The sequence below is a fragment of the Paenibacillus sp. PK4536 genome (assembly GCF_028594455.2).
GTDB lineage: Bacteria > Bacillota > Bacilli > Paenibacillales > Paenibacillaceae > Saccharibacillus > Saccharibacillus nuruki.
In genome coordinates, this window is record NZ_CP126313.1 from 1,964,903 (window position 1) to 1,991,071 (window position 26,169).

The window sequence follows — 26,169 nt, forward strand, 5'->3', positions numbered from 1 at the left end:
AAAGCTATTGATAAACGCTTACACGAATCGTTTCGACACGAATGAGCATTGTACTAGATGCTGATCTATATACGTTTGACAATATACAATAGTAAGGCCAGGTGTAATTCCATGAGCAGCAAGAATCCAAAGCGACAAGATACTACATCCGCAGCACAACGCAAGCTGGAGACGTTGCGAATTTTGGAAGCGGAAGGAACCGTACGGGTATCCGGACTAAGCCGCCGTTTTCAAGTGACTGAAGAGACGATAAGACGTGATTTGGAACGTTTGGAAAATGAAGGTGCTGTGGTGCGTACCCATGGTGGAGCCGTATTTAACCGGAATCGGGAACAATATGAATCGCCTGCGGTACAACGTGAAACACAGAATCTAGAAGAGAAAAAAGCGATTGTTGAATACGCATTATCTTTAATTGAACCTGGCGATGTGATCGCATTAGATGCCAGTACAACCTGTTTACATTTGGTCAAGCAATTACCGAATCGTTCACTAACTGTACTGACGTATTCACTAGCGATTGCCAATGAACTGGTGCAAAAAACCGAGATCAATGTCATTTTGATCGGTGGGTATCTAGATCGAGATTCTATGGCGAACACAGGGATTCATGCAGAGAAAATGGTCGAAAGTTATCATGTGGATAAATTTCTATTTTCCTGTCATGGATTTGATCTGACACGCGGATTAACAGAACCTTCTGAAGCACATGTACAATTGAAGAAGAAGATTATTGAGATCTCCGATGAACTCATTTTGTTAACCGATAGTACGAAGTTTCGTCGTAAATCTTTGGTGCGCCTAATGGGTATGGAAGATTTGAATCGTTTTGTAACCGATGATCAGTTACCGCAAGAAGCGATTCAAGATTTGCAAGATATGGGCGTTGATGTGATCGTTGTCGAGTAGCCATCATATTCGCTTATAGTAGTCAATTAAGCCTTTTCCGTTATGGAAAAGGTTTTTTTGTACCCTTTGAAAAGGTAAGTCTTTTGCTGTTTTTAGATTAATTTTCAACAAATTCATCGGTTAAGCTTGAAAATAGGGTACGTTAGGAGTACTTTAGATAAATGAGAAAACGTTGAGAACCGTATAGAGATGGTTGAGATCAATGAGGCGTTTGGAGTGAGGAGAGAATCAATGACAGCAACTGGTGAATATAATCCGCAAATCGTAGGCATGGAAGATATCGTACGTGCCCATCATGTATTACGCGAAGTAATCGTACGTACCCCTTTACAACGAGATAATACATTATCTGAAAGATACGAATGTAATATCTTTTTGAAACGTGAAGATATGCAAGTCGTTCGTTCTTTCAAAATCCGCGGGTCGTATAACCGTATTCGTAGTCTTTCCCAAGCAGAATTAGACAAAGGGATTGTATGTGCCAGTGCAGGTAATCATGCGCAAGGTGTAGCTTTTTCTTGTGATGCTCTGAATATTCATGGCAAAATCTATATGCCAAGTACCACACCGAATCAAAAAGTGAAAATGGTGAAAAAATTCGGTGGCAAAAATGTAGAAGTGATTCTGGTTGGTGATACATTTGATGACGCTTATGAAGAAGCAATGAAAACGTGTGAAGAACAAGGGATGGCATTTATTCATCCATTTGACGATCCGAAGATTATTGCAGGTAATGGTACAATCGGTATGGAAATTATGGAAAGTCTAGACGTACCTGCTGATTATATTTTCCTTACGATTGGTGGCGGTGGTCTAGCTGCTGGTGTTGGTCAATACATGCATACGATGAGTCCATCCACACAATTGATTGGTGTGGAACCAGCAGGTGCGGCTTCGATGAGTGAAGCTATTGCTCGTAATGAAGTAGTCACACTTGGTGAAATTGATAAGTTTATTGATGGTGCAGCAGTAAAACGTGTCGGTCAGCTTACTTTTGATATTTGCCGTGATGTATTAAATGATGTGGTGAAAGTGCCTGAAGGTAAAGTATGTTCGGCTATTCTGGATCTGTATAATGAAAATGCGATTGTAGCTGAACCAGCAGGCGCATTACCTATTGCGGCGCTTGATATGTATCGCGAGCAGATTAAAGGCAAAACAGTAGTCTGTATTATTAGCGGCGGCAATAACGATATTGATCGGATGCAAGAGATTAAAGAACGTTCATTGATCTATGAAGGATTGAAGCATTACTTTATGATCAACTTCCCTCAACGTGCGGGAGCTTTGCGTGAATTTTTGGAAAAAGTATTAGGGCCGAATGATGATATCGCTCGCTTTGAATATACCAAAAAACACAATAAAGAAAATGGCCCAGCACTGGTAGGTATTGAACTGAGTACACCAGAAGATTACGGTGCATTAGTGGAACGAATGGAAGCACATGGTATTAAATACACCGAACTTAATCGTGATCTGAATTTGTTTAATTTGCTGATCTGATGAGTATTCTTAGAGTTATAGTTGGGTTTTGAGCGGAATTACTATATAATTAATAAGTCGTGCCAGTTTATTATTTATAGGAGGCTTTACCCCAATGTTAGTAATTCATGCCGAAATATTGATCCAACCCGAACACGTAGAAAATTTTCTACAACTTGCTGATCCTTTTGTAAATGCTTCACAAGCAGAAGAAGGCAATATTCGTTATACATTGATGGTGGATTTACATCAATCCAACCTATTCACGATGGTCGAAGAATGGGAAAGCCAAGAAGCGCTTACAGCTCACGAACAAAGTGCTCATTTTCTCAAGCATATCAATGATACAAAAGATATGGCAGCTGCACCTTTGAAAGTCAAAGTATATGAAGTTATGCAATTGCCTGTTGTTTAATAGGTAAAATAAGCTTATCCCACACAAAAGCTACTTCTTTCGAGAGGTAGCTTTTTGTACGATGATATTGTAGGTTTGCAATATCATTTGGGTTTTGTCATCATATAGGTTATAATTAGTAAGTGAGGTTTTTAGAACATTAAAAAAATCATATTACATTATATACTTATAGGAGGTTTACTTATATGTTTGTTATTCATGCTAATATCACGATTAAACCTGACAGAGTAGAAGAATTTTTAGTAGAAGCAGAAGGTTTGGTTAGCGCTTCTCAAGCAGAAGCAGGTTGTATCCGTTATACATTGATGCGCGATCTTCACCAACCTAACTTCTTCACAATGGTAGAAGAATGGAAAGATGAGCAAGCTGTACAAGAACACAACCAAAGTGCTCATTTCCAAAAATTCGTTAAAGATATGAAAGAATTTGCAGGTGCACCTTTGGATGCGAAACTGTTCAACGCAACAGAAGTACCAAGAGGTTAATTCCATATATATCAATTTACGTAAGACCAAGCCCTTTCCATTGGAGAGGGCTTTTTTTTATAATTAGTATACATAATTCTGTAAAGTCGTCCGATAAATCTTATAAGATAAATGTCGAAATTACTCGAAAGACTAATGTAGACAGGATCTGATCAGTACCAAAAAAGAATATTTACTGTCTTAAATTATATTTTTCGCTATTTAATTTTACGTAATCTTAATCAAAAGAATCTACGTATTATAGATAGCAAGTGGTAGGTAAGGCATTACTTTATAAGAGAAAAAGGAGAATCAGTTGAATGAAAAAATATATAGCTATCGTAGTCTCGTCACTGCTTACATTATCTTTGGTTCATACCGGATTAGTATATGGAGAAGAGTCTGCTCCTTCTATCACAGGAGCAGATCAAGAAGTCGTTATCGTATATAAAAATCAAGCAGGTAAAGAAGCTGCTATCGAGCAAAGTGTAGAAGTACAACATGAATTCAAAACATTACCTGCGGTATCCGCAACCGTCAGTGCAGGTGAATTGCAAGATTTGGTGCAAGATCCCAATATTGCGTATATCGAGCGTAATGTTCCGTTTCAAGTTACCGATTCTTCTGATTTTCAAGTATTAGGATCTACTGTCAATGCAACAGAGCAATCGCAATGGAATTATCAAGCGGTACAACCTAATCAAATGTGGGATAAAGGATACAACGGATCAGGTATCAAAGTAGCTGTTATCGATTCAGGAGTAGCCGCTCATAGTGAACTTACGATTGCTGGTGGTGTATCCACAGTCGATTATACAACTTCATACGCAGATGATAATGGGCATGGAACACATGTAAGTGGCATTATTGCTGCTCATAGTGGCGATGGCGCTGTAACAGGAACGGCTCCTGGCGTGCAGTTATATGGTGTCAAAGCATTAGGTGCAGATGGCAAAGGAAATCTGCAAGACGTGTTAGAAGGAATCGATTGGGCGATCCAAAATCGTATGGATATTATCAATATGTCGTTAGGAACTGAATATGATTCACAAGCATTACACGATATGGTCGATAAAGCGTATAACAATGGTATTTTAGTGGTCTGTTCTGCAGGAAATAGTGGAGCAGGAACAGATACAGTCAATTATCCTGCACAATATAGTAGCGTGATCGCTGTAGCCGCAGTCGACAAAAATTTGAATCGGGGCGACTTTTCTTCTACAGGTCCTAAAGTGGAAGTCTCTGCACCTGGTGTTGATATTGTGTCTACGTATTTAAATGGTAAATATGCTGTAGCTAGCGGAACTTCTCAAGCGGCTCCTCATATTGCAGGTATACTAGCAATTTTAAAACAAGAACATCCTTCGGAATCGATTGCGAATTTACGTACGGATTTGGAAGATTATATTGTCGATCTAGGAGCATCAGGAAGAGACAATTTATATGGATATGGATTCGTTACTTTCGCTCCTAAAGTAGATAAAACAGCCCCAGCAGAAGTAAATGGATTAACAGTCAGTCAAGCAACAACGAACTCTTTAACATTGAACTGGCAGAACCCGGTCGACAAAGATTTTGCAAAAGTAAATGTCTATAATGATACAGGCAAATTAGTAACTTCTGTAACCAAAAATGTATATCAAGCGGAAGGGTTGTCTCCATCGACAACATACTCATTTACACTAAAAACGGTAGATACAACAGGCAACGAATCCACTGGGAAATCCATCTCAGGTCAGACATTATCACCGTCTACTGAAGCTACACCTGTAGTGGAAAGTAAACCAGTTATTCCAACACCAACACCTGTATTCGCGCCAACACCAGCTGTAACTGTACCTGTGGTTACCACACCAGCACCAACTAATCTAGTCGCTGCTGTTCCATCTGGTGGTGGGGGCGGAGGCGGTGGTGGCGGCGGTATTCCACGCCAACCATCAACACCAAGTACAACCGTTACAGCACCAGCTGTTGCTCCAACACCAACACCGACTCAAAAAGCAACACAACAACTCAATACAGCCAAAACATCAGGTAAAGCAGCAGACTGGCTTAAAGCTAAATTTGATGGCAAAAATGTAAGTGATGCTAATTTCCAAAAGCAATTATCACAGATTAAGCAAACGATGGGAATCAAAGACTTGCCAAGTAAAGCGCAATTATCTCCTTCGATTCCGGTAAGTATCAGCTTGCAAGTTGCACTCAAAAATAAACAATACAAATATATCGATTCCTCTTCTATGACACCGGATCATGTCACAGTGCTTAACAGTAATGGAGAAGTAGTAACTAATGTAAATGTCTCGGTGAAATGGAATCGTATCTTTATCACACCAACAGCAAGTGGATTTGCCAAAAACGAAACGTACAATATCATTATCGAAAAAGGCATTAAAGCGAAGCCAACAGCGAAAAGTGATCAACAAGTCTCATCCACCACGCCACTAATCTTACAATTTACAACACGTTAAAAATATAGATAAGAAAGGTGCATACCAATGAAAATCAAATCATGGCTTCAAATAGGGCTTACCCTATGTCTGGCATTCTCTTTATGGGGCACAATCTCTTCTACCAAAGCACAAGCCGCCGATGGGCTTCCTTTTTCAGATATTTCGAATAGTTACTGGGCAAAAGATACGATTCAATGGGGATATGAAGCAGGCTTAGTCAATGGATACAAAGATGGTCAGTTCAAACCAAACAAAACAGTTAGCGAAGCTGAATTTCTAGCGATGTTGATTCGCACATTTGAACCAGAAGTGACGAGTAGTAAAACAGGGAACTGGGCAAATCCTTATTATGCTCGTGCCAAAGCTTTGAATTATCCAGTGAGCAGTTATACCAATACAACTACTCGTAATCAGATTCTTACTCGTACCGGGGTTGCACAATTGATCTCTTCTGCCGAAGGTGTGAATTATACGGGCAATGATGCGATTCAATATATGTTAGCTCTAGGTCTAGCTAACGGCAGTGATGCTTCTCAAGTGTCGATCGCTTCTTTTAAAGGAAGCAAAGCATTAACTCGTGCAGAAGCCCTTCAATTTATCAAAAACTTTGCAGATTACGGTGTAGGCGGATTGCTTGATCGTCCTACAGAAGCTTCGAATCCAGCAGATCTGCCTGCTTTACCAGCAGCGAATTAAACAAACGTACGAATGATGACCACAAAAAAGCTACTTCTGTTTATAGGTTGATGACCTATAGAGAAGTAGCTTTTTTTGTGATCTATTCTATGGTGGTGTGAATATCTACATTAAGGAGCAACAGGTGAAGTACCATCCGGATCATGATTCATATGAAGCAACTCATCAATATTTGTATTCGATACCACCGTTAATCGCTTGAGGGTCAGTGGATCATCTCCAGGTCGGACAAATCCTTGGTGTACTGTAAATGCCATACGATATCCAGACTCTTTCAGTGCATAGACCATTTGCATACGGAAATCCCCGAATGGATAAGCAAAGTAAGGAGTATTGATCCCTGTTTCAGAACGCATAATTTTATCATCAGCGATAAAGCTTGCTTCATTCATACCAGCAGCATAATCATCGCCACAGTGAAGTAAAGTTTTGTAATGTAGATTATACGTATGACTGTTATATTCAAATACATCTTTAGAAGCTTCCATTTCTTCTTTGGATACATAGCTTGTTTTGTGGGGATCAAATGCTGTCGTTTTGTCTTGAATCCGTGAACCAATCACGAATAATGTTGCATGGAATCCATATTTTTTGAGAATCGGATACGCATAGATAATATTGTTTTGATACCCATCATCAAATGAGATCACGACTGTTTTGTCAGGTAACGAAATTTCTTCATCCACATATTGTTCTAACTGTTGGAGAGTTGCCGTATGGTAACCGTTATCGTGTAAGTATTTCATATCTGCTTCAAATGATTCTAAATTTACAATCGAATTATTAGTAGGCTCGGTATTATCCTTTTTAGGGGTAATATAATGATACATCAGTACAGGGATCTTATCGGCTGTACCTTCAGGAGCAACATAATCTGCGGCTAGTGCAACATTACGTTGATTAAGTGCATCACGATGTTCATAATAAAAGACTTCATTCTGAGCAGCGACCCATGAGCTACATATTTTATGTGCAAGGATAGAAGATTTGGGGAAATTCACCCCGAGAACATAGACAACCAGTAATACTGCCATGAGGGCAAGTGCATATTTTTTCCAATGCTTTTTCATTCGTGTTTAAGTACTCCTTCATAGCCAGGTGGTAAAATCTTATTATCGGACAAATGCTACTTTTTTTAAATGGACACAACAAGTAATTAAGATCGACACAACATAAAATGTAACATCTGAACTTTATTTTAAACGAAATGAATATATAAAAAGTTACATCGTCTTCTTGAAATAGTAACAATATTTTTGCTTATGGTTGGTAAAAAAAGGGTGGTAAGGAAATCTGAATAAAGGCTTCATTTCTTAAGTGAAATAATGAGTAAGCAAAAAGAAGGCAACCTTAATAAAGGTCTGCCTTCTTTTTGCTTACTGACCGATATGAGAAGATTTATCGAATAAAAGCTTGAGGTCGTTGCTCTAGCGCATCGGCTAACCATCTAGGATGCATACGAAGTAGATTGGCGGGTAACTGATCGGTAGGGAAAAATTGATAATCAAGCGATTCTTTAGGATCGACGATAAGCTCGCCACCGATAATAATTGCTTCAAAACAATTGGTAATAAAATGAACATTTTTTCCATTAGGATATTCAAAAATCTGGCTATCTGGATCAGAATAGACCCCAATTAAGCGTGTGACTTCTACATCTAATCCTGTTTCTTCTTTCAGCTCTCGTACAACTGCTTGCGTGACTGTTTCTCCTTTTTCTACATGTCCTGAAGGTATGCCCCATTGTCCGACATCAAGCCGCTGTTGCAAAAAGACATGACCCTCGGCATTAAAAATAATGACAGCAATCCCTGCATAAAGTTCATCAATAACGACAGACAAAGTATTTCCTCCTAAACGAAATAGAATCATTGGATTTTGAGTCTATTATACACTTTCCTTAGATCAGAAAACATTTTGAGTTAATACCCTTTATTTACTAAAATAACATTAAATGATATTATTTAGTATATATTGTAAATTAAATATCATTGGAGGGTAGAATATGAATAAAAAATTATTTTTGGCAGCTCCTTTTAAAAATCTAATGAATATGGAAACAGCTACCTTGGAAAAAGGGACGCAGAATTTCTTAATAAGATTGATCGATTTTTTTGAAAGTCGAGGTTATGAGGTACATAATGCGCATAAAAGAGAACAATGGGGACAGAAATTTATGCCTCCAGAACAATGCACCAAAATTGATTTTGACGAGATTGAAAAATGTGATTTATTTGTAGCTTTGCCCGGTATCCCAGCATCCCCAGGAACTCATATCGAAATAGGTTGGGCATCTGCTATGCAGAAAAATATGATTTTACTGTTAGATCATGATCTTGAACAGTACGCTTATCTGGTGAGAGGCTTACACACAGTATGTCCTGTTGATTATGTAACATATCATACGGAAGAAGATTGTATTCAGCAGTTGGAACAGCTATTGCAAGAAAGGCTTATTGCTTATGATCTTTAATCATTTTCATGATGCGTATCTGTATACGCTTGCCGAGGTATATCATAAGCCGCAATTCTATAATCAGCCACGTGGCAACCGAAGCCGGGAAGTTCTGAATTATACGTATGGAATTGAGTCTCCTATTGAACGTATCTGTTATGTACCCGAGCGGAAGACCAATATTATTTTTAATTTTGCAGAAGCTTTATGGTATCTATCAGGTAGTAATAATCTGGACTTTATCCGTTATTATGCTAGCAATATGAGCAAATATTCGGCAGACGGTCGCACATTAACAGGAACAGCTTATGGACCCAAATTATTTGCATATGGGGATAAGCGATTGAACCAATGGGAGCGTATTAAAGAAGTGCTTCGTGAAGATCCTGATTCCAAACGTGCATTTCTATCTATTTTTGATGCCAGTGAAGTACTTCAACTAGAAAATATTGATGTGTCTTGTACCATCGGATTGCAGTTTTTTATCCGTGAAGGTCAACTGTATATGAGTAGTTATATGCGTGCAAATGATGCTTACCGTGGCATGCTGAGTGATGTATTTTCGTTTACTTTTCTACAAGAACTTATGGCTACCGAGTTGGGACTAGAGGTGGGGAAATACTATCATAATGTAGCTTCTGTCCACATTTACGAGACAGATTATGTCCAGACGAAGACAGTACTCTCCAAAGCTAAACAGATCGGAACTGTACCAGCCTATCCTTTTCCTCCTATGCCTCTAAAAGATAATCGATCAGATCTGCAAGTTGTTTTTGAGTATGAACAGCAACTTAGACAAGGAACAATAACTTTAGAGCCAGTGGATATTGATCGTTTGGATATAGATGATTACTGGAAACAGGTGATTTTGCTATTCGCTGTGTATCAATCGATTCAACAAAAGCAAGTAATAGACCATGCGCTTTACCAAAAATTGATTCCCCTTTATCAGATGCTTGTTCAGCAGAAGTGGGAATCTTACTTTTCGATCATAATGGAGGAGATGTAATGCATACTTCTTGGAAAGAAAATACTGTATCCACTCAATTCAATGCGTATAACGATATGTTAGAAGATATCTTAGGGTTCCGTTATTTGTTTGCTGTGTTGGATTCAGATCCTACTATTCATACGATCCTTGATTATGGCTGTGGTCCTGGAAAAGTAGCTGAACGCATAGCAAATCAACACCAGCGTTATCAAGTCATTGCTGTAGATGAGTCAGAGAATATGTTGAAAATAGCAACAGATCAACGAGCACATCCGCAGATCAATTATCAATTGATTCACAATAATCAATTAGACTTTTTAGAGTCGGATTCGATAGATTGCGCTGTGAACTGTTTTGTGATTATTAATAATTCTAGTGTAGATCATATTCGTCATATGCTTACAGAAATCTACCGAGTAATGAAGCCGGGCAAACCGTTATTAGTATTGGATTCGAATCCAGATGCAACCGGATATGAGTTCACTACATTTCGCAATGGAGAAAAAGGAAAGAAATATACAGACGGAGACCGCAAACAACAGTTTCTCAAGATTCCTGAAAGTTCAGATTTAATCTTAAATGATTTTTATTGGTCCAAGCATTTTTATGAAGAGATGTTAGAACAAGCAGGTTTTGATTCTATTCAGATCATGGAACCATGTATTGATGATATTTCGGTCAGCAAGTTGCGTCAGTATGAGGAGCAATACGATCACTCGAAATGGGGTGATGAGCAGTATCAAGCCCCTTTTGTTATCTATAAAGCTATAAAATCGGCGTAAGCATGTGATAGACCAATCGATACAAAGAGATGGGGTAATAATAATGAGGAATAGTACTGTTCGCCAAAAAGGATTTTTGGTTGTTATTTCGTTTCTAATGATGTTTGGTATCCTGCCCAATGCTAGTTACAGTTATGCAGCGGCTACAGATCAACCAACAGTCATCAATGTAGCATTATACGATTATGTTCCTGATCCAGAACGTTTTCAGCAAGCCGTAGTGAAAAATTGGGCAGAAGTCGAGCCTAATGTACGCTTGAATTTTGTCAAATGGGATGGATATGAAGCTGATCCAGATGCGAATATAGATGTGTTCGTATTTGATGCGATTTTTTTATCTCATTTTGTAGATAAGGGTTATTTGAAAGCGATACCACAAAATAAAATTCAAGATCGTCAAGATATTATTGATTTTGCGATGGAAGGATGCACAGTAAATGGAGCGGCATATTGTATTCCACAAATTGTGTGTACGAATTTATTATTTTATCGGGAAGATGATACAGCCCTTGCCTCTGTCCGTAGTGTACCCGACTTATATCGCATTTTAGGTGAACGACAATCGACAGGCGTTATTCCTGACAATAATGAAGGGTTGCTGATTGATATGTCTGGCGGTACTACCAAAGCAGCTATGTACCTTGATGCGTTGTTAGATACTCGTCAAGAATATAGCGATTATACCGTTTTACCTGACCCTAATACATTAAATTCAAAAGCATTTAAAAGTCTAAAACAATTACAAAAAATGGGCGGTAAAGATCAAATTGAGTACTGGCCTGACAACAACGATGCTTATATTCGAGCAGATTGGTTCCGTAGCGGTATAGGTCGTGCATTTATTGGATATACAGAAGCAATGTCTAGTATGGGTGATTATGCAGATGATGTGAATTTTAAAACGATCTCCATGTCCAATAAGACAGATATTCCTGTGTTTTATGGAGATATGGTTGGTGTGAATTCGGCTATTACAGATCCTGCCAAGCAAGACATTGCTATCAAATTAGCAAATGTGATTACAGCTAGTCAAACGATGGTAGATGCTATTTCTCCAAATGATGCTAAAGTGTATCCTCAATATTTGTTACCTGCAAGACATAGTGTATATCAAAAAATGCAACAGCAATTCCCGATTTATAGCCAATTGATCCCGATTGCTACTCATCCCGATAACAAAATATTCAAAATGGGACCAGATGCAAGAAACTGGATCGAACAAGCCAAAGTCACTATTACAGATCGCTTAGCAACAGTGGCTGTGCAGTAACCAAAGCTACTTCTATTCTATTGAGATTAGGAGACGAATGATGAAAAAATTACTAACGATTGCAGGCTCTGATTGTAGCGGAGGCGCTGGCATACAGGCAGATCTCAAAACATTTTCAGCGTATGGTGTATTCGGTATGAGTGTGATTGTATCTGTAGTGGCTGAGAATACAGCTCGTGTAATCAGTATTCAGAATATCACGCCAGAAATAATCAGCGATCAGATTGATGCAATCTATGAAGATATCGGCACAGATGCTGTTAAGATTGGTATGTTATCGGATCGTGATTGTATGGAAGCTGTTGCTTATAAGCTTAAGCAGTATCGTCCTGAACATATTGTGATCGATCCTGTCATGTATGCCAAAAATGGAAGCCCATTAATAAAACAAGAGGCAGTAGGTACATTGATTCGAGACATTTTACCACTTGCCGATATCCTGACACCTAATATTCCAGAAGCAGAGCGGATTACAGGGATCACGATTGAATCGATGCAGGATATGGAAGAAGCTGCTAAGCGAATAGCCGATCAAGGCGTACGTCATGTACTTATCAAAGGTGGACACTCACTTGGCGATGAAGCTACAGATATATTATATGATGGTCAGCAAATGTATTATTTTACAGAAAAACGAATTCCTACTTTGAATACACATGGTACAGGATGCACGTATTCTTCTGCTATTGCAGCAGGGCTTGCATTAAGTGGTAATTTACAAGAAGCGGTTAAGCAGGCCAAAGCTTATGTAACCACAGCGATTCGTCATTCGTTGAATCTGGGTTCAGGTCCCGGTCCTACGCACCATTTTTATGATTTGTATCAACATGGATTGCGTCAGAGTGATTCAACCAAGCTCATTTAATAAGTTGAAGCTATCCAGTGAAGGATAATGAAATTATCGAACAGATTAGAAGGATGTCCTTTAATCTGTTCATTTTTTGCTACCCTATTGGCATTTTAAATAGACAGGCAATATAAAGCGAATAAGGAGACAAAGAAGTATGCAACGAAAACCAAAGCGGTCTAAACGAAACAAAGAGAAAAAGCTAGAATCTTTTTTGCACACTGTATTAGATATTTTCTTCTGGTGGAGATAGGGCGAATTGTAGCAACCAAGGTAAAATAACAAGCAAAGAAAGTAATCATTTTTATGTATATCGTTTGACAGCTTTGATTTAAGGTTAAAGTAATAGAGAGCGACGATACTAAAGTAGTGTACTTTATTGTTTCATACTCAAAATTTTTTTGCTAAAAATTTGATTGTGCACAAAAAAGTTGTATACTATGTATTGAGTGGAGTATATAACTAACGATTGCATTCGTTTCATATACGTAATACATCTTAATCTTTTAAAAATATAAAACTTCGAAGGAGTCGATTAATATGACTAAAAAAGTATTGTTAGTAGCGACAAGTGCTACAGAAATGAACGGACACCCAACAGGACTATGGTTAGAAGAATTGGCTGCACCTTATCATGTATTTCAAGATGCAGGCGTAGAACCTACGATCGTATCGGTTAAAGGCGGTAAAGTAACACTGGATAAAAACTCTATTCCAGACGGTATTCCTGCTGAATTTCAATCGGTAGCAGATATGCTTGAAGATACTAAAGCTCTTGCAGACGTAAATGTAAGCGACTTTGCAGGTGTATTATTTGCAGGTGGACACGGTCCTATGGTCGATTTCGCAAGCAACCCTGTGATCGCTCAATTGATTCATGATACAGAATCACATGATGGTGTTGTTGGCGCTGTATGTCATGGCGTTGGTGCATTAGTAGATGTGAAAAAAGCAGACGGTACTTACTATGTACAAGGCAAAAACATTACAGGTTTCACAGATGAAGAAGAAGATATGGTGAAATTGACTAAATATGTTCCTTTCCTATTAGAAAGCAAATTGCGTGAGCAAGGTGCAGCATTTGTAGCCGCTTCTGCTTTTGCAGACCATGTTATCGTTGATGGCAAATTAGTAACAGGTCAAAACCCTGCTTCTAGTGAAAGCACAGCGAAAGCGATGCTTGAATTGCTATAATTGTTAACTTCTCCTTTATATCTATAGATATATTTAAAAAAGCATCAAGCCTCTGGATTTCCTCAGAGGCTTTTTGTTTTTCAGATTTCTTTTTACCGATCACATCGATGATATCTCAAAGATTGTATAAGTAAATATATACGTATGCAGATAGATAAACGATTGTGACAATGATGCAAATAAGATAGACTGACTTTAACTGTAATCAAGATACGATGCATATTTTGTAAATAGAAGCTTGTACAGGTCAGGAGGAGCTACGATGAGAGAGCAGGAAGAACGTCGCCGTGTAGGGATTATGGATATAGGATCGAACTCGATTCGTCTGGTTATTTATGAAACAGGGGATGGAGGCGGATATCAGGTTCTCAAAGAATGTCGAGAATCTGCTCGTCTAAGTGCAATAGTTACACCTGAAGGAGATATGCCACTTGAAGCGGTCAGTGTGATCGTTCCTGTTCTAAAACAGTTTGCTGAAGTCAGTGTAGCGTATGAAGTAGAAGAGATTCGTGCTGTGGCTACAGCGGCTATTCGTAATGCGAGTAATGGCGAAGAAGTCATCGACTACTTGAACCGTGAAACTGGACTCACGATAGAACTGTTACCGGGTGAAATGGAAGGGCATTACGGCTTTATTGGCGTAGTTAACAGGATTGATATCGAAGACGGTTATATTATTGATATTGGAGGCGGAAGTACAGAGATTACTTTATTCCGTGATCGTGCTCGCGTTTCCAGTGTGTCTTTTCCTTTCGGAGCTGTCAATATGAATGTGCGATTCGGCAATGAAACGACTGGGCGTTGGGAAGAGTCTTCGGTTGAAGAACTTCGACAACTGGTGCTAGATGCCGCGCAAAAGCATGAATGGATTAGTGAGCACCCTGATCTTCCTATGGTCGGTCTAGGTGGAACGATTCGTGCTGTAGGTAAAATGCATCAACGTAAATTAAAATATTCTCTGGAGCAGATTCATCATTATACGCTAGAAGCAGAAGATACTGACTATTATTATCAACAGCTTCCAGCTATGAGTAATGATCAGCGCAAACGCATTGCCGGTCTATCCAAAACCCGTAGTGATATTATTGTGCCCGGGGTTATTATTTTAAATACGTTATTCCGTTATATGCATTGTTCTCATTATGTGATTAGTGGAACAGGTCTACGTGATGGATTGTTCTTCGAATGGGAACGTGGCAAAGACAATGCGATTGTCGAAGATGTGTTGGAATATGAGATCGGTGCAGCTTTACACGGAGAGCCCTTGCCCCGTCAACGCCATTTACGCTGGGTGCAACAGTTATCTTCCGAACTATACGAAGCACTTGGAGAAGGTCAAGGAGACGTCTCTAATCGCAAAATCCTACGTACCGCTTCTTTAATGTATCGGGTAGGTATGAAAATTGGCTATCACGACTTTGAAGAGCATACTCGTTATCTATTAACGACTCGTGCTGTAGCTGGACTTAATCATCGGGAAACGGTGCTAGTCGCATTTATCGCTATTTTCGGCAGTAAAGGCAAAATTAAAAAAAGAAGAATCTCTACCGAGTACGCCGATATTCTTCATCCTAAAGACGAAGAACGTATTCGCCGCTTAGGCGCTGTTCTTCAATTAGCTGCTGCTATGGATGTGAGCGAAACGCAACCTGTTGATCGCTTAGTCGCTGTACGCAAAGGAAGAGACTTCGAGCTGACAGTTCACTGTCATACCGAAGCCTCTATGGAAACACACGAAATTACGGAAGCGGTTAGAGATTTGGAGAAGGAGTGGGACGTAAGAGTGAGACTGGTGGTACATATGGTTTCCAAGAATTAATTTCCCACGCTTTAAATTGACTGCGTAACGGAGGTTTACCGTTATCAAATCGCTCATAACTGCCACTAGGTAGTAGCAATCTAGCTTTGATATTATCCTCAAGGATAAGAGCTAGAATGCGCTGCATAGTGGCTTTTGTGTTTTTATCAAACAATGGACACATCAGCTCTACACGACGGGTTAGATTACGAGTCATCCAGTCTGCACTGGATAGCCAGATTTCAAGATCGCCACCATTTTCAAAAGAATAGATCCGTGAATGTTCCAGATATCGATCGACTACACTGCGAACGGTAATGCGTTCACTCAAGCCAACGACACCCGGACGTAAACAGCACACTCCACGTATAATTAGATCGATATTCACGCCTGCTTGAGAAGCGATATATAACTCGTCGATAATTTGTTGATTGGATAACGAGTTCATTTTGGCAATAATGCGTGCAGGTCTACCTTTGCGTGCATGTTCAGCTTCCCGTTGAATCAATTCGATAAATTTATTCATCATCGTATCCGGCGCAACCGCTACGGCTTGCCATTCATGACTTTCAGTATAGCCTGTAATATGGTTAAACACTTCTGATGCATCTTCACCAATATGAGGATTTACCGTTAACAGACCAATATCGGTATATGATTTAGCAGTAGACGCATTATAGTTCCCTGTACCGATATGAATATAACGTTTGAGACCATCGGCTTCACGGCGTACCACAAGAATTAATTTGGCATGTGTTTTGAGTCCAACTAGACCATAGACCACATGACAACCTGCTTTTTCCAGAGTACGTGCCCATGCAATATTACGTTCTTCATCAAATCTAGCTTTAAGTTCAACAACAACCGTTACCTGTTTACCCGATTCAGCAGCTTTGGCGAGCGCTTGAATAATCGAAGAACGTCCGCTTACACGATACAACGTCATCTTGATTGCCATGACATCATCATCTTCAGCCGCTTGTTCAATAAAATCACTGATTACATCAAATGATTCATACGGATGATACAGCAATACATCACGCTCTTTAATGACGCTGAAAAAGTCGGTATCACTGCCTTCTGGAAATTCAGGGGCATACCGTGGAATCTCTGGTGGATAGCGTAACGATTCATGATTTTGTATAGAGTCTGAGAATGGTAGCAAAAATCCAAGATCCAAAGGTCCATCGATTTCATACACGGCTTCAGACACATCGAATTCTTCCTGTAACATACGAAGTGCAAAAGGATGGAAATCTTTTTCAACTTCGAGACGTACAGGTGCACCACGACGACGTTTGCGTAGTTTATTTTCAATTTCTTCTAGCAAATCTTCCGCTTCTTCTTCGTTAATATCCAGATCGGTATTCCGAGTCAAACGGAAAGCATTTACCCCTACAGGTTGATAGCCTCCAAACAACGTATGAATATGATGACAGATCAATTCTTCAAGCATAATATACTGTTGTTTTTTACTGTTTTGACGGTGAGGTAAAGAAACCAATCTTGGAAGATTAGAAGGAATCTGTACGATAGCAAAATAGAACGCATCATGTTCATTCTCAGTAATGGGTTCACGACCGCCATGCTCTAGCACGACAGAAAGGTAGACATTCAATCCATGTACCAATGGGAATGGACGACTCTGATCGACTGCCATCGGTGTCAATACAGGGAAAATGACATCTTCATAATAAGTATCTGCTGCTTTGCGCTGAGCGATACTAAGATCGGTATAACGATTCACCGTAATGCCCTGTTTACCAAGTAGACGCATCAGTTCACGGTATGTACGATATTGAGTATGAACCATTTTTTCTACTTTTTTGGTCAGACGTTTGAATAGACCAGACGGAGTATAGCCGGTAAAGTCTTTTTTGAGATAACCTTCTTTAATTTGATTGCGAATACCAGCAACACGTACACTCATAAATTCGTCTAGATTACGGGATACAATGCCCAAAAATTTGATACGTTCTAACAGGGGAGCGTCTGGATCTTGAGCTTCTTCCAGTACCCGGCTGTTGAATTCGATCCAGCTTAGATCACGGTTAATATAGCTTGAGTGAGTAGGATGGTTCACTTGTTTATTTTCCATAATGCCTCCGCTTAATCTTTGTTATCCAACTATATTCTTTATCTAGTGTAACTTGCAGTATGTGTAATTCCAAATCATACGAATACCTTTGTCATAAAGTGTCAAAACGACTCATATAGAGTCATTATAACGTGCAATTGTTAACGCTGTGTAAAGGCTGATTACCATTCGTTCCATAAATTAGGGCCATTCACTTTGCCAATCGCTTTCTTCTGGGTGCGTCCAAAGTTAAAACCATGGGTACGCAGTTCATAACCTTCTTCATTCAGTATGTCTGGAGAAATCGTTTTTTGCAATTCAGCAACTGAACGGGTGAGATAACCGGGCTTGTGCATATTAACAAGTAATAGATCATGATGTAAATGACTCAAACATTCGGCTAATGTCATTAAGTATGTGCTCCTTCAGATAATTACATCGCTTATTTTTAATATATTACCCTTGTCGCTTGTTTTTGATAATAGGCTAATGATGAAAAAAATACCCGATTGCTTCATATGCAGATGATTCAAGCATAGAGGCAATCAGGTATTGGTTATTCTTTTAAATTCAGAATATGTTTGAGTTCGGTATGAGAATTCACATTCAGACGCGGTAAATGCATCAGATCATCGCCAGGATGAACAAATCCAGGTCTGACAGTAAACGCCATCCGATATCCATTTTCACGTAACGTATAGATCATTTGATCCTGATATTCTCCATATGGATACGCAAAATAAGGGGTATCAATCTTTGTTTTGGTTTTCATTAATTCAATATCATTTTTAAGACGATCATTTTCTAGACCCACCGCAGCGGTATCTCCACATTGAATCGTATTTTTGTAATGAAGATTGTACGTATGACTATTATATTCAAATACATCTTTGGTCGCTTTCATTTCTTTGCGTGAAATGGTTGTTTTTTCTTTAGGTAGAAATTTTTGCGTTTTGCTTTTGAGCTTGGTACCTACGATAAAGATCGAAGCATGGAATCCGTATTTCTTCAATACAGGATAGGCATAGACCACATTGTTCTGATAACCATCGTCAAATGTAATAACCACTGTTTTTTGAGGTAACTGGATCTCCCCATTCACATATTGCTCCAATTCAGACAAGGTTGCTGTTTTGTAGCCTTGATCGTGCAGATATTTCATTCCTTTGCTAAATGACTCCAAGCTCATTCGAGCATTATTTTTCTTTTCTACATTATATTTCTCAGGCACTACATAATGGTACATCAGCACAGGAATACGAGCAGCTTTGCCTTCAGGAGCCGTCTTAATCGATTCAGAAGCAGAAGCTACATTATCTTCGCCTGCATGGAGCAAGTTAGCAAATAGGTCATTCTTGGTATCGTAGGAAGCTTTGCAAGTCTTATAAGAAAAAGCTGAAGCATGTGGATACTTTAAGCTAAGTATGTAAAACGTAATCACAAATGCAATAGAAATATAGAGCATGATTACAAATAAATATCGAGCTCGCATCACTATTTCTCCTTTCTAAGCGCTTGGCAGTATAAGCACTGAGATCATTCTATATCTAATATCGGCTTCGTCAAACTAAAATTTTATGGTGCTGTGGTTCTATGTTCTATCCCGGTATTAAAGGAAATTTCTTCTGCAAACGCTTTACCATAGCGCATTTTCAAAAGTTTGTCAGTGACATAATTCACTTGGTTTGGAGAGATGAAGGAGTATAGTTGTCTGTAGTGATAAGTATCACATGGCAAAATATCACGTCAAAGGCTTATTGTTGAACCTATCAAGCAAGGTCTCTCTGTCGGTCAGGAATATAGAATCGTAGACTGTAATTATCCAAAAGGATGTGTGAATCATGGCAGATTTCGTCAGATCAGTAACTTCACCTAGAAAATTTATTACAGGTCAGCACTTATTATCCAAACTCAATGATTATACTCGTGGTTATGGTGATCATGCTTATGTCATTTGTGATGAATTTATATTAGAACGTGCGCAAACAGAAGCAGCACCTACATTTACAGCTGCTAATCATAAAGTACATTTTGAGAAATTCGAATATGAATGTACCAAAGAAGAAGTGATGCGTCACCGTGAATTAGTACAGCAATCCGGTGCGAACGTTATTATAGGTATTGGTGGCGGTAAAACGTTAGATACAGCGAAAGCGACTGCTTATTATGAGCAACTTCCTGTAGTCATTTTCCCAACGATTGCGTCTACAGATGCGCCTTGTACCGCACTTGCTGTGATTTATAAAAAAGACGGTTCTTTCGATGAGTACTTATTCTTACCAAATAATCCAGATACCGTACTTGCAGATATGGGTATTCTTGCAGGCGCACCTGTTCGTTTCTTCGCTGCGGGTGTGGGCGATGCTCTAGCCACTTATTTTGAAGCTCGTGCGTGTTATGCTTCTAATGGAGATAATCTTGCTCTGATGAAACCAACAGCGACTGGACTTGGATTGGCTAAATTATGTTATGAAATGTTGCTTGATAATGCAGTGAGCGCAACCAAAGCTGTCCAACAAAAAGTTGTGACTAAAGCAGTTGAAAATACCATCGAAGCAACGATTTACTTGAGTGGTGTAGGGGCTGAATCCGGTGGACTTGCCGCGGCACATGCGATTCATAACGGGATGACTGCTGTTCCTTCGATCCACCGCGCTCAACATGGTGAGAAAGTCACATTCGGATTGTTAGCTCAATTGGTATTGGAAAACTCTCCGAAAGAAGAGTTCGAAACCGTAGTTAATTTGATCAAAGCAGTCGGTCTACCATTAACACTTGAAGATTTAGGTATGACTGAATTTGTAGAAGCAGAATGGAGACAAGTAGCTGAATCTGCATGTGCACCGGACGATACAATGGGTCATATGCCTTTCCCAGTAACCGCAGATGATGTCTACAATGCGATTGTAGCTGCTAATGCAATCGCTCAAACGTACAAATAAAGAGTACTTTTAACAATACATGCAACACGTATATCTAAATAAAAAGAAGCCTTACCTCAATACACAGGTAAAGGCTTCTTTTTTGATACGAATAAATAAGTGACTATCATTAGATTAAGTATCATGAACTGAAGAATTCGGAACAAAGCTGTAACGACTAGCAGTCCATGAAATGACGAAAGCCACGAGAGCCAGTAGCATTAATACCCAAGGAAGGGCTAGACTTCCTACCGATAAAAGTAGAAGTCCACCGAGTGCTGCACCACCGCTTATCGCAAGATTCCAAGAGGTGACAAGCATAGATTGTGCAACATCGGCTTGTTCACCAGTAGTTTCAGCTAAAGCCGTCTGTAACAAGGTTGCCGCTCCTCCAAAAGTAACACCCCATAATACGACACCCACCATAATAAGGATAGCGGAATGACTGCCTATGCCCAAGATAAAAGCAGCTAAGGTGAAAATAGCAATACTTATAAGCACTAATTTACGTAACCAACGATCAATTAAAGCTCCCGTAATCCAGATTCCAATAATAGAAGTGCCACCAAATACAAACAAAACAACATCTGTACGTTGAGCTAGACTGGTAAAACTTAAATAAGGAGCGATATAGGTATACAATATATTATGTGCCAATACCCAGATAAACACGACACTTAAAATAGGACGTACACCTGGTAGGCAAAAAATAGTAGCTAACGAATAACGCTGAGAAGTCGTTTGCCCTTTTACATTAGGTAATTTCCAGTAAATCCAAAAGATCAATAGAAAAGAAAGTAGAGACATCATGCCAAATACCCATCGCCAACCTACAAAATTACCTAGAAATGTACCCAGCGGAACACCCAGAGCAAGCGCAATAGGCGTGCCTGACATTGCGATCGCCATCGCTCGTCCTTTTAACCGATCCGAGACCAGTCTTCTTGCATAACCTGCAACCATTCCCCATAGAATCCCTGCGGCAACACCTGCACCAAATCGGGCAATCACGGTGATCAAATAACTAGAAGATATCGCTGTAATCGTATTGAAAAGAAGAAATGCTACAATACAGACAAGTAGCAATGATCGCCTAGGCCAGTTACGCGTCAACGCAGTCAGCGGAATAGCTGCCAATAGTGATCCTAGAGCATACCATGTAACTAATTGTCCGGCAGAAGCTTCTGAAATCCCTAAGCCGAAGCTAATCTGAGGTAACAAACCCGCAGGAAGTGTTTCGGTAAGAATACCAATAAAACAGGTCATCGCTAGAGCAAGCAAGCCTGCCCAAGGCAACCGATCTAACGGTACAGGCTGTTCTAAAGCATCAGTAGACTTGGTGGTAGAGTGAACCAAAGATTTTACTATTGGTGTATCTTTTGAAATGTTTTGCTTTTGATCCATTATGGTTCCCCCTTTAATGTAAACCTTGCTACTTCATAGGTATATATTTAGTATAATGAATAAGAAAATGTGGTTACATATCAAAAACAAGTTATTTAATTGTAGTTACTAATGAATTACAAGTAATTGATATCTAAAAATTTAATTGTATAGGAGAACGTATATGGATCACACAGATCAGCAGATTCTTGCTATTTTGGAACAGGATGCAAGAGTATCGATGACTCAATTAGGCAAATATGTAGGATTAACTCAACCCGCAGTGACGGAAAGAGTCAAACGTTTAGAAGAAAAAGGGGTTATTAAAGAATTTCGAGCGATTATTTCTCCTGAGAAAATCGGAAAAAGTGCAACAGCATATATCTTATTTAAAACAGAAAAATGTACACCTTTTTTAGAGTTTTGCCGTTCTGCTCCAGAAGTGATTGAATGCTATCGGATTAGTGGTGAATATAATTACATGCTCAAAGTAGTCAGTGATTCGACTGCATCTATCGAAGAATTTGGTAATCAATGCGATTTATGGGGACATTATATGATTTTGCTAGTGATGTCTGCTCCGATTGAGTTCAGTGGGTTGATTTCTTCTCTACAAACAGAAAATCTTTTAGTATAAATAGGTAGTGTATGTATGAATATAATAAAGTAACAGAAATAACCCCTCTTCTAGTATGCAGAAGAGGGGTGTTTATTGTTGGTTTTAAAACATACCATTTTCATTTACTGTTTTGGCAGGGACATCTTGTGAAAGCATCCACATTTCAGCAATCTCATTGTTTTCAACACGGAAGATTTGGACAACAGATTGACCTGCATCGTCAGCATTCTTTTTCATCTGACTTTGGATCAATACCATATCGCCTTCTGCAACCATATTGACTACTGTTGCTGAGCTATCTGGATTGGCACGGAATTGAGCAAGGTAGTTGTTCACCAATGGCTCAATGCCATCTTTCATTTTCACATTATGCTGCACTAAAGATTCACTCACAACACCTGAAGCTGCATCTGTATTATGCTCTACAAAAAAGCTGTTAAAGAAGTTACTTACAAATTGAGCATTCGAAGCAACGACCGCTTTATCTGTTGCAGCTACATCTGCGGTTGTGGATGCACTTGGTAATAAGTTTTGGATCATACTAGAAGCGCCTGTTACCGATTGAACCGTTTTCCAGTGCTCTACAATCTTACCATCGGTTACACGGAAAATATCAACAGCTGCTTGACCAGGATCATCAGGATTAGCCATCGGATAATTCATCACAGCGACAAGATCATTTTGACCGATCATACCTTTGACATTTACTTTGTAGTCAGGATTAGCTTTGATAAATGAAGCGATATACGTTTTGAACGCTTCTTTACCTGTAGCGATCATCGGATCATGTTCTTTGTAATCATCTGCAAGATACATATCTATTTTATCGGCCTGATGTCCATTGAGTACATCTTGGTACATACTAGCCACAACTTTTTTGTTAGCTACGATTTTGGCATTTTGAGCAGAAGCCGATTCTGTGCTAGCCGGATCCGTTGAAGTAGCACCTTCTGTTGGTGTAGTCGCTTCAGGGTTCGTTGCTGCCGGATTGCCTGTACCTGTATTTTCAGTAGTAGGTGTAGTGGCTGGTTGTTCTGTCGTACTGGAATTGCTTGTACATGCTGCCAGAGCAGACATTAACAAAATGCTGGTTAGGATCAAACTGATTTTTTTCATCATAAAACTCCTTTGTTATAAATAGTGAAAAAACGTCTGCGAAGCAAACTTCACTTTTGGATTGGGCTTGAAGTGTGTCCTTTTTCTATTACCCATAGTTCACTATCATATCCCTAAAATGACAAAATCGACAACTTTCACGAATGATCAAGTACAGTCAAAAACCGTCTCCCTATACTAGCAAAGACGGTCATATGGAATATTAAGTTGCACATTCTAGGCAAGTTTTACGATTCGAGCGGAGCCACTTGTTGCCGATAAGCTTCTAATTTAGCAGTCATTTTATCATTCGATTGTGCTGCCAAATCCATTAATCCATGTAGATCGCTAAGAAGAGTGCTAGAGGGATAATCTTCTGCGGTATCTTCATCATTAAGCACAGCTAGGTACTGTTTTTTAGCGTCAGGATCGATCTTTTTACTAAGACTGTCGAACAGTTGAGTATTATCTGCACCATAAAATACGCTATACACAGCATACTGATAATTTTGCTTCATATCAGCTATACGATGAGATGTTGGATATTTCATTATAAATTGCTCCAAATCCAAAGTACGTTCTAATAGATCATCCCAACCGATCACAAGCCCTGCATCTATCATTGCCGGCTGATCGGATTCTTCCGCCATAATATCAATATAGGCATCTATATCTTTGGTGACATAATCGTCATACGCATCGTACTGATCGTAATCAATAATCGGCATATAATAGCCTTCGATATTCACAATGCGATAACCGCTTTTTTGGGTGTTAGACAATAATTTTTTGAGCGCAGGTTCTTGAGCGCGCTTGATCATATCGTCCATATCTTCATCACTATAGACTTCAGCTGATGTATACATATTCATTAGTTTTTTTTGAATCGATTCCGTATATTTATTGGTCCACACATCCATATATTTGTTCTGTGCATTTTCTAATGCTAGAACCAACGAAGTACCTGTTTGCGGAGATACTTTTTTGATATTCGTTTTGAGATAAGCTGTTGCTTGAGGAAGCTTTTCACTGCTGGTTAACATTTTTTTGAAACGGGTAACTATAGTTGCAGATGGGGATGTTGTTGTGGATGCCGATGCTAAAACTATATTGTTGCTTGTGCTTGTTACAGGAATAGTACTACTGTCAGATGCAGAAGTTATCGTAGTTAGTGTAGGCGCACTTTGCTGACTACATCCGATTGTTTGCAATACTAGCAGACCAGTAACCGTACACAGACCGACTTGTTTGAATAATTTCATAAGTTATCATTCCCCCTCTATTGAAATCACGCTATATAAAGCCTTATTCCTATCCCTACCCTTGTCAATCTGCACTGAATCTAAAGTAAAAACAATGTCATTTCTAGTGTATGTTCTCTACATCATTAGTCAGATAGTCTGAAAGCATCGTTATGTACAATAAACGTATCAATTGGACAACGTAAAGCTATATTTCACAGTCATGGCTTCGATTGCCGCACGCATAGGAGCTTCAGGTTGACGAAGGAAAGAACCATGACCGACTGCAAGCAGAGACGGCTGGTAATGTAGTAATTTGCGAGCACTTGCCCATGCAGTGTGTTTATCCCATGTAGCGAATGCAGGAAAAGGAAATGCCCACCGCATATGACCAGCGACAGCTAGTCCACCTTTGATCTGAAAAGCATCGCCTACGATTAAATGACGATTCCGTGTATCCAAATAAGCCATCGATCCCGGTGTATGACCTGGCACAGCAATAGACAGTAATGAGCCAATCTGATCACCGTTATCGACTAACACATCAGGAGAAGTGGTGATTCGCTTAGGAATAGAGCCACGAATCGGACGCTGTGCTTCATGAGAATCAAGTGCCCTATCCCCACTGATGATACGAGCATCTCGTCTGGGGATATAGACTTTGGCTTCAGGGTAATGCTGTTTTAATCGATCTAATGCACCCATATGATCGGTATGAATATGAGTAAGCACGATGCGAGTCAGTGGCTTTTCCAGACTATGGATCGTCTGTACAATCCCTTTATAACTGCTAGACAGACCGGTATCTATTAATGTTAATGTTTCATTTTCTTCTACAAGATAACAGTTCACCGGAAAAAGATGAGCGAACCATGTCATTTGATGTAATGTGCTCTCGCGTTGTACACGCATGTGTGTAATCACCTCTAATCTTCATTTTACCATTGATGGATCAGTGATAGGGGGAAGTTATGATAATATGTAAAAAAATGAAAACGATTGTAATTGAGAATGAATATCATTAAAATAGAAAGGAGATCATTTACTTCAATACAGTACGTTTGTTAAAAGGGGTTA

The 26,169-nt window shown here is 39.2% G+C and carries 24 protein-coding genes; 15 read left to right on the plus strand and 9 right to left on the minus strand.

Going from position 1 to position 26,169, the window contains the following annotated elements; all coding sequences use genetic code 11:
• Nucleotides 1-111 precede the first annotated feature (111 nt).
• The 6 genes from PO903_RS08945 (at nt 112) to PO903_RS08970 (ending at nt 6,419) form a co-directional block, all read left to right on the plus strand.
• Nucleotides 112-909, plus strand: a complete 798-nt coding sequence (locus PO903_RS08945) for a DeoR/GlpR family DNA-binding transcription regulator (protein ID WP_069327524.1) — start codon at nt 112-114, stop codon at nt 907-909.
• A 231-nt stretch (nt 910-1,140) separates the two neighbouring features.
• On the plus strand, nt 1,141-2,412 hold the full coding sequence (gene ilvA / locus PO903_RS08950) for a threonine ammonia-lyase IlvA (RefSeq protein WP_137225473.1): 1,272 nt from the start codon (nt 1,141-1,143) through the stop codon (nt 2,410-2,412).
• Between the two features lie 94 nt (nt 2,413-2,506).
• Nucleotides 2,507-2,806 (plus strand): putative quinol monooxygenase, encoded by a 300-nt coding sequence (locus PO903_RS08955; protein ID WP_273593189.1) that lies wholly within the window; start codon nt 2,507-2,509, stop codon nt 2,804-2,806.
• 185 nt (nt 2,807-2,991) lie between these two features.
• Nucleotides 2,992-3,291: a putative quinol monooxygenase gene (locus PO903_RS08960; protein WP_069327521.1), complete on the plus strand. Its 300-nt coding sequence runs from the start codon at nt 2,992-2,994 to the stop codon at nt 3,289-3,291.
• 299 nt (nt 3,292-3,590) lie between these two features.
• Nucleotides 3,591-5,741, plus strand: coding sequence for a S8 family serine peptidase (locus PO903_RS08965; protein WP_273593190.1), 2,151 nt, complete (start codon nt 3,591-3,593; stop codon nt 5,739-5,741).
• Nucleotides 5,742-5,768: 27 nt separating this feature from the next.
• Nucleotides 5,769-6,419 (plus strand): S-layer homology domain-containing protein, encoded by a 651-nt coding sequence (locus PO903_RS08970; RefSeq protein WP_273593191.1) that lies wholly within the window; start codon nt 5,769-5,771, stop codon nt 6,417-6,419.
• Nucleotides 6,420-6,529: 110 nt separating this feature from the next.
• Here PO903_RS08970 and PO903_RS08975 read toward each other — a convergent pair whose 3' ends face one another.
• The gene (locus PO903_RS08975) at nt 6,530-7,489 is read right to left on the minus strand and encodes a polysaccharide deacetylase family protein (protein WP_273593192.1); all 960 of its coding nucleotides are present in this window, start codon (nt 7,487-7,489) and stop codon (nt 6,530-6,532) included.
• Nucleotides 7,490-7,817: 328 nt separating this feature from the next.
• On the minus strand, nt 7,818-8,261 hold the full coding sequence (locus PO903_RS08980; RefSeq protein WP_241669436.1) for an NUDIX domain-containing protein: 444 nt from the start codon (nt 8,259-8,261) through the stop codon (nt 7,818-7,820).
• Between the two features lie 163 nt (nt 8,262-8,424).
• On the opposite strand from PO903_RS08980, the gene PO903_RS08985 reads away from it, so the two are divergent.
• The 7 genes from PO903_RS08985 (at nt 8,425) to PO903_RS09015 (ending at nt 15,777) form a co-directional block, all read left to right on the plus strand.
• The gene (locus PO903_RS08985; protein WP_273593193.1) at nt 8,425-8,892 is read left to right on the plus strand and encodes a nucleoside 2-deoxyribosyltransferase; all 468 of its coding nucleotides are present in this window, start codon (nt 8,425-8,427) and stop codon (nt 8,890-8,892) included.
• Nucleotides 8,882-9,883, plus strand: coding sequence for a thymidylate synthase (locus PO903_RS08990; protein ID WP_273593194.1), 1,002 nt, complete (start codon nt 8,882-8,884; stop codon nt 9,881-9,883). Before PO903_RS08985 ends, PO903_RS08990 begins: the two co-directional genes overlap by 11 nt.
• Nucleotides 9,883-10,647, plus strand: coding sequence for a class I SAM-dependent methyltransferase (locus PO903_RS08995; RefSeq protein ID WP_273593195.1), 765 nt, complete (start codon nt 9,883-9,885; stop codon nt 10,645-10,647). The genes PO903_RS08990 and PO903_RS08995 overlap by 1 nt, the downstream gene beginning before the upstream one ends.
• Nucleotides 10,648-10,690: 43 nt before the next feature.
• A complete protein-coding gene (bcmE, locus tag PO903_RS09000) occupies nt 10,691-11,917 on the plus strand; it encodes a thiamine pyridinylase (RefSeq protein WP_137225459.1) in 1,227 nt (408 codons plus the stop codon).
• A gap of 40 nt (nt 11,918-11,957) precedes the next feature.
• A complete protein-coding gene (thiD, locus tag PO903_RS09005; RefSeq protein ID WP_273593196.1) occupies nt 11,958-12,782 on the plus strand; it encodes a bifunctional hydroxymethylpyrimidine kinase/phosphomethylpyrimidine kinase in 825 nt (274 codons plus the stop codon).
• Between the two features lie 522 nt (nt 12,783-13,304).
• Entirely contained in the window at nt 13,305-13,958 is a 654-nt protein-coding gene (locus PO903_RS09010) for a type 1 glutamine amidotransferase domain-containing protein (protein WP_069327511.1), read from the plus strand.
• A gap of 262 nt (nt 13,959-14,220) precedes the next feature.
• Nucleotides 14,221-15,777, plus strand: a complete 1,557-nt coding sequence (locus PO903_RS09015) for a Ppx/GppA family phosphatase (RefSeq protein WP_137225453.1) — start codon at nt 14,221-14,223, stop codon at nt 15,775-15,777.
• Here the strand turns inward: PO903_RS09015 and ppk1 are convergent.
• From ppk1 to PO903_RS09030, 3 genes are all read right to left on the minus strand, one after another.
• Nucleotides 15,710-17,854, minus strand: coding sequence for a polyphosphate kinase 1 (gene ppk1, locus PO903_RS09020; protein WP_069327509.1), 2,145 nt, complete (start codon nt 17,852-17,854; stop codon nt 15,710-15,712). The genes PO903_RS09015 and ppk1 overlap by 68 nt on opposite strands.
• A gap of 161 nt (nt 17,855-18,015) precedes the next feature.
• A complete protein-coding gene (locus PO903_RS09025) occupies nt 18,016-18,243 on the minus strand; it encodes a hypothetical protein (RefSeq protein ID WP_069327508.1) in 228 nt (75 codons plus the stop codon).
• 146 nt (nt 18,244-18,389) lie between these two features.
• Nucleotides 18,390-19,325, minus strand: a complete 936-nt coding sequence (locus PO903_RS09030; protein ID WP_069327507.1) for a polysaccharide deacetylase family protein — start codon at nt 19,323-19,325, stop codon at nt 18,390-18,392.
• 349 nt (nt 19,326-19,674) lie between these two features.
• Between PO903_RS09030 and PO903_RS09035 the strand changes: the two genes are divergently transcribed.
• Nucleotides 19,675-20,775, plus strand: coding sequence for a glycerol dehydrogenase (locus tag PO903_RS09035; protein ID WP_069327506.1), 1,101 nt, complete (start codon nt 19,675-19,677; stop codon nt 20,773-20,775).
• Nucleotides 20,776-20,889: 114 nt separating this feature from the next.
• Here the strand turns inward: PO903_RS09035 and PO903_RS09040 are convergent, their stop codons facing one another.
• Entirely contained in the window at nt 20,890-22,158 is a 1,269-nt protein-coding gene (locus PO903_RS09040; RefSeq protein ID WP_502921673.1) for an MFS transporter, read from the minus strand.
• 163 nt (nt 22,159-22,321) lie between these two features.
• Here PO903_RS09040 and PO903_RS09045 point away from each other — a divergent pair, with 163 nt between their 5' ends.
• Nucleotides 22,322-22,774: an Lrp/AsnC family transcriptional regulator gene (locus tag PO903_RS09045; protein ID WP_069327505.1), complete on the plus strand. Its 453-nt coding sequence runs from the start codon at nt 22,322-22,324 to the stop codon at nt 22,772-22,774.
• Between the two features lie 84 nt (nt 22,775-22,858).
• Here the strand turns inward: PO903_RS09045 and PO903_RS09050 are convergent, their stop codons facing one another.
• The 3 genes from PO903_RS09050 to PO903_RS09060 form a co-directional block, all read right to left on the minus strand.
• Nucleotides 22,859-23,872, minus strand: coding sequence for an ester cyclase (locus PO903_RS09050; RefSeq protein ID WP_273593197.1), 1,014 nt, complete (start codon nt 23,870-23,872; stop codon nt 22,859-22,861).
• A gap of 227 nt (nt 23,873-24,099) precedes the next feature.
• On the minus strand, nt 24,100-25,113 hold the full coding sequence (locus tag PO903_RS09055; RefSeq protein ID WP_273593198.1) for a hypothetical protein: 1,014 nt from the start codon (nt 25,111-25,113) through the stop codon (nt 24,100-24,102).
• Between the two features lie 168 nt (nt 25,114-25,281).
• Complete coding sequence (locus PO903_RS09060) at nt 25,282-26,004, minus strand: MBL fold metallo-hydrolase (RefSeq protein WP_273593199.1); 723 nt, start codon at nt 26,002-26,004, stop codon at nt 25,282-25,284.
• Between the last annotated feature and the right edge of the window lie 165 nt (nt 26,005-26,169).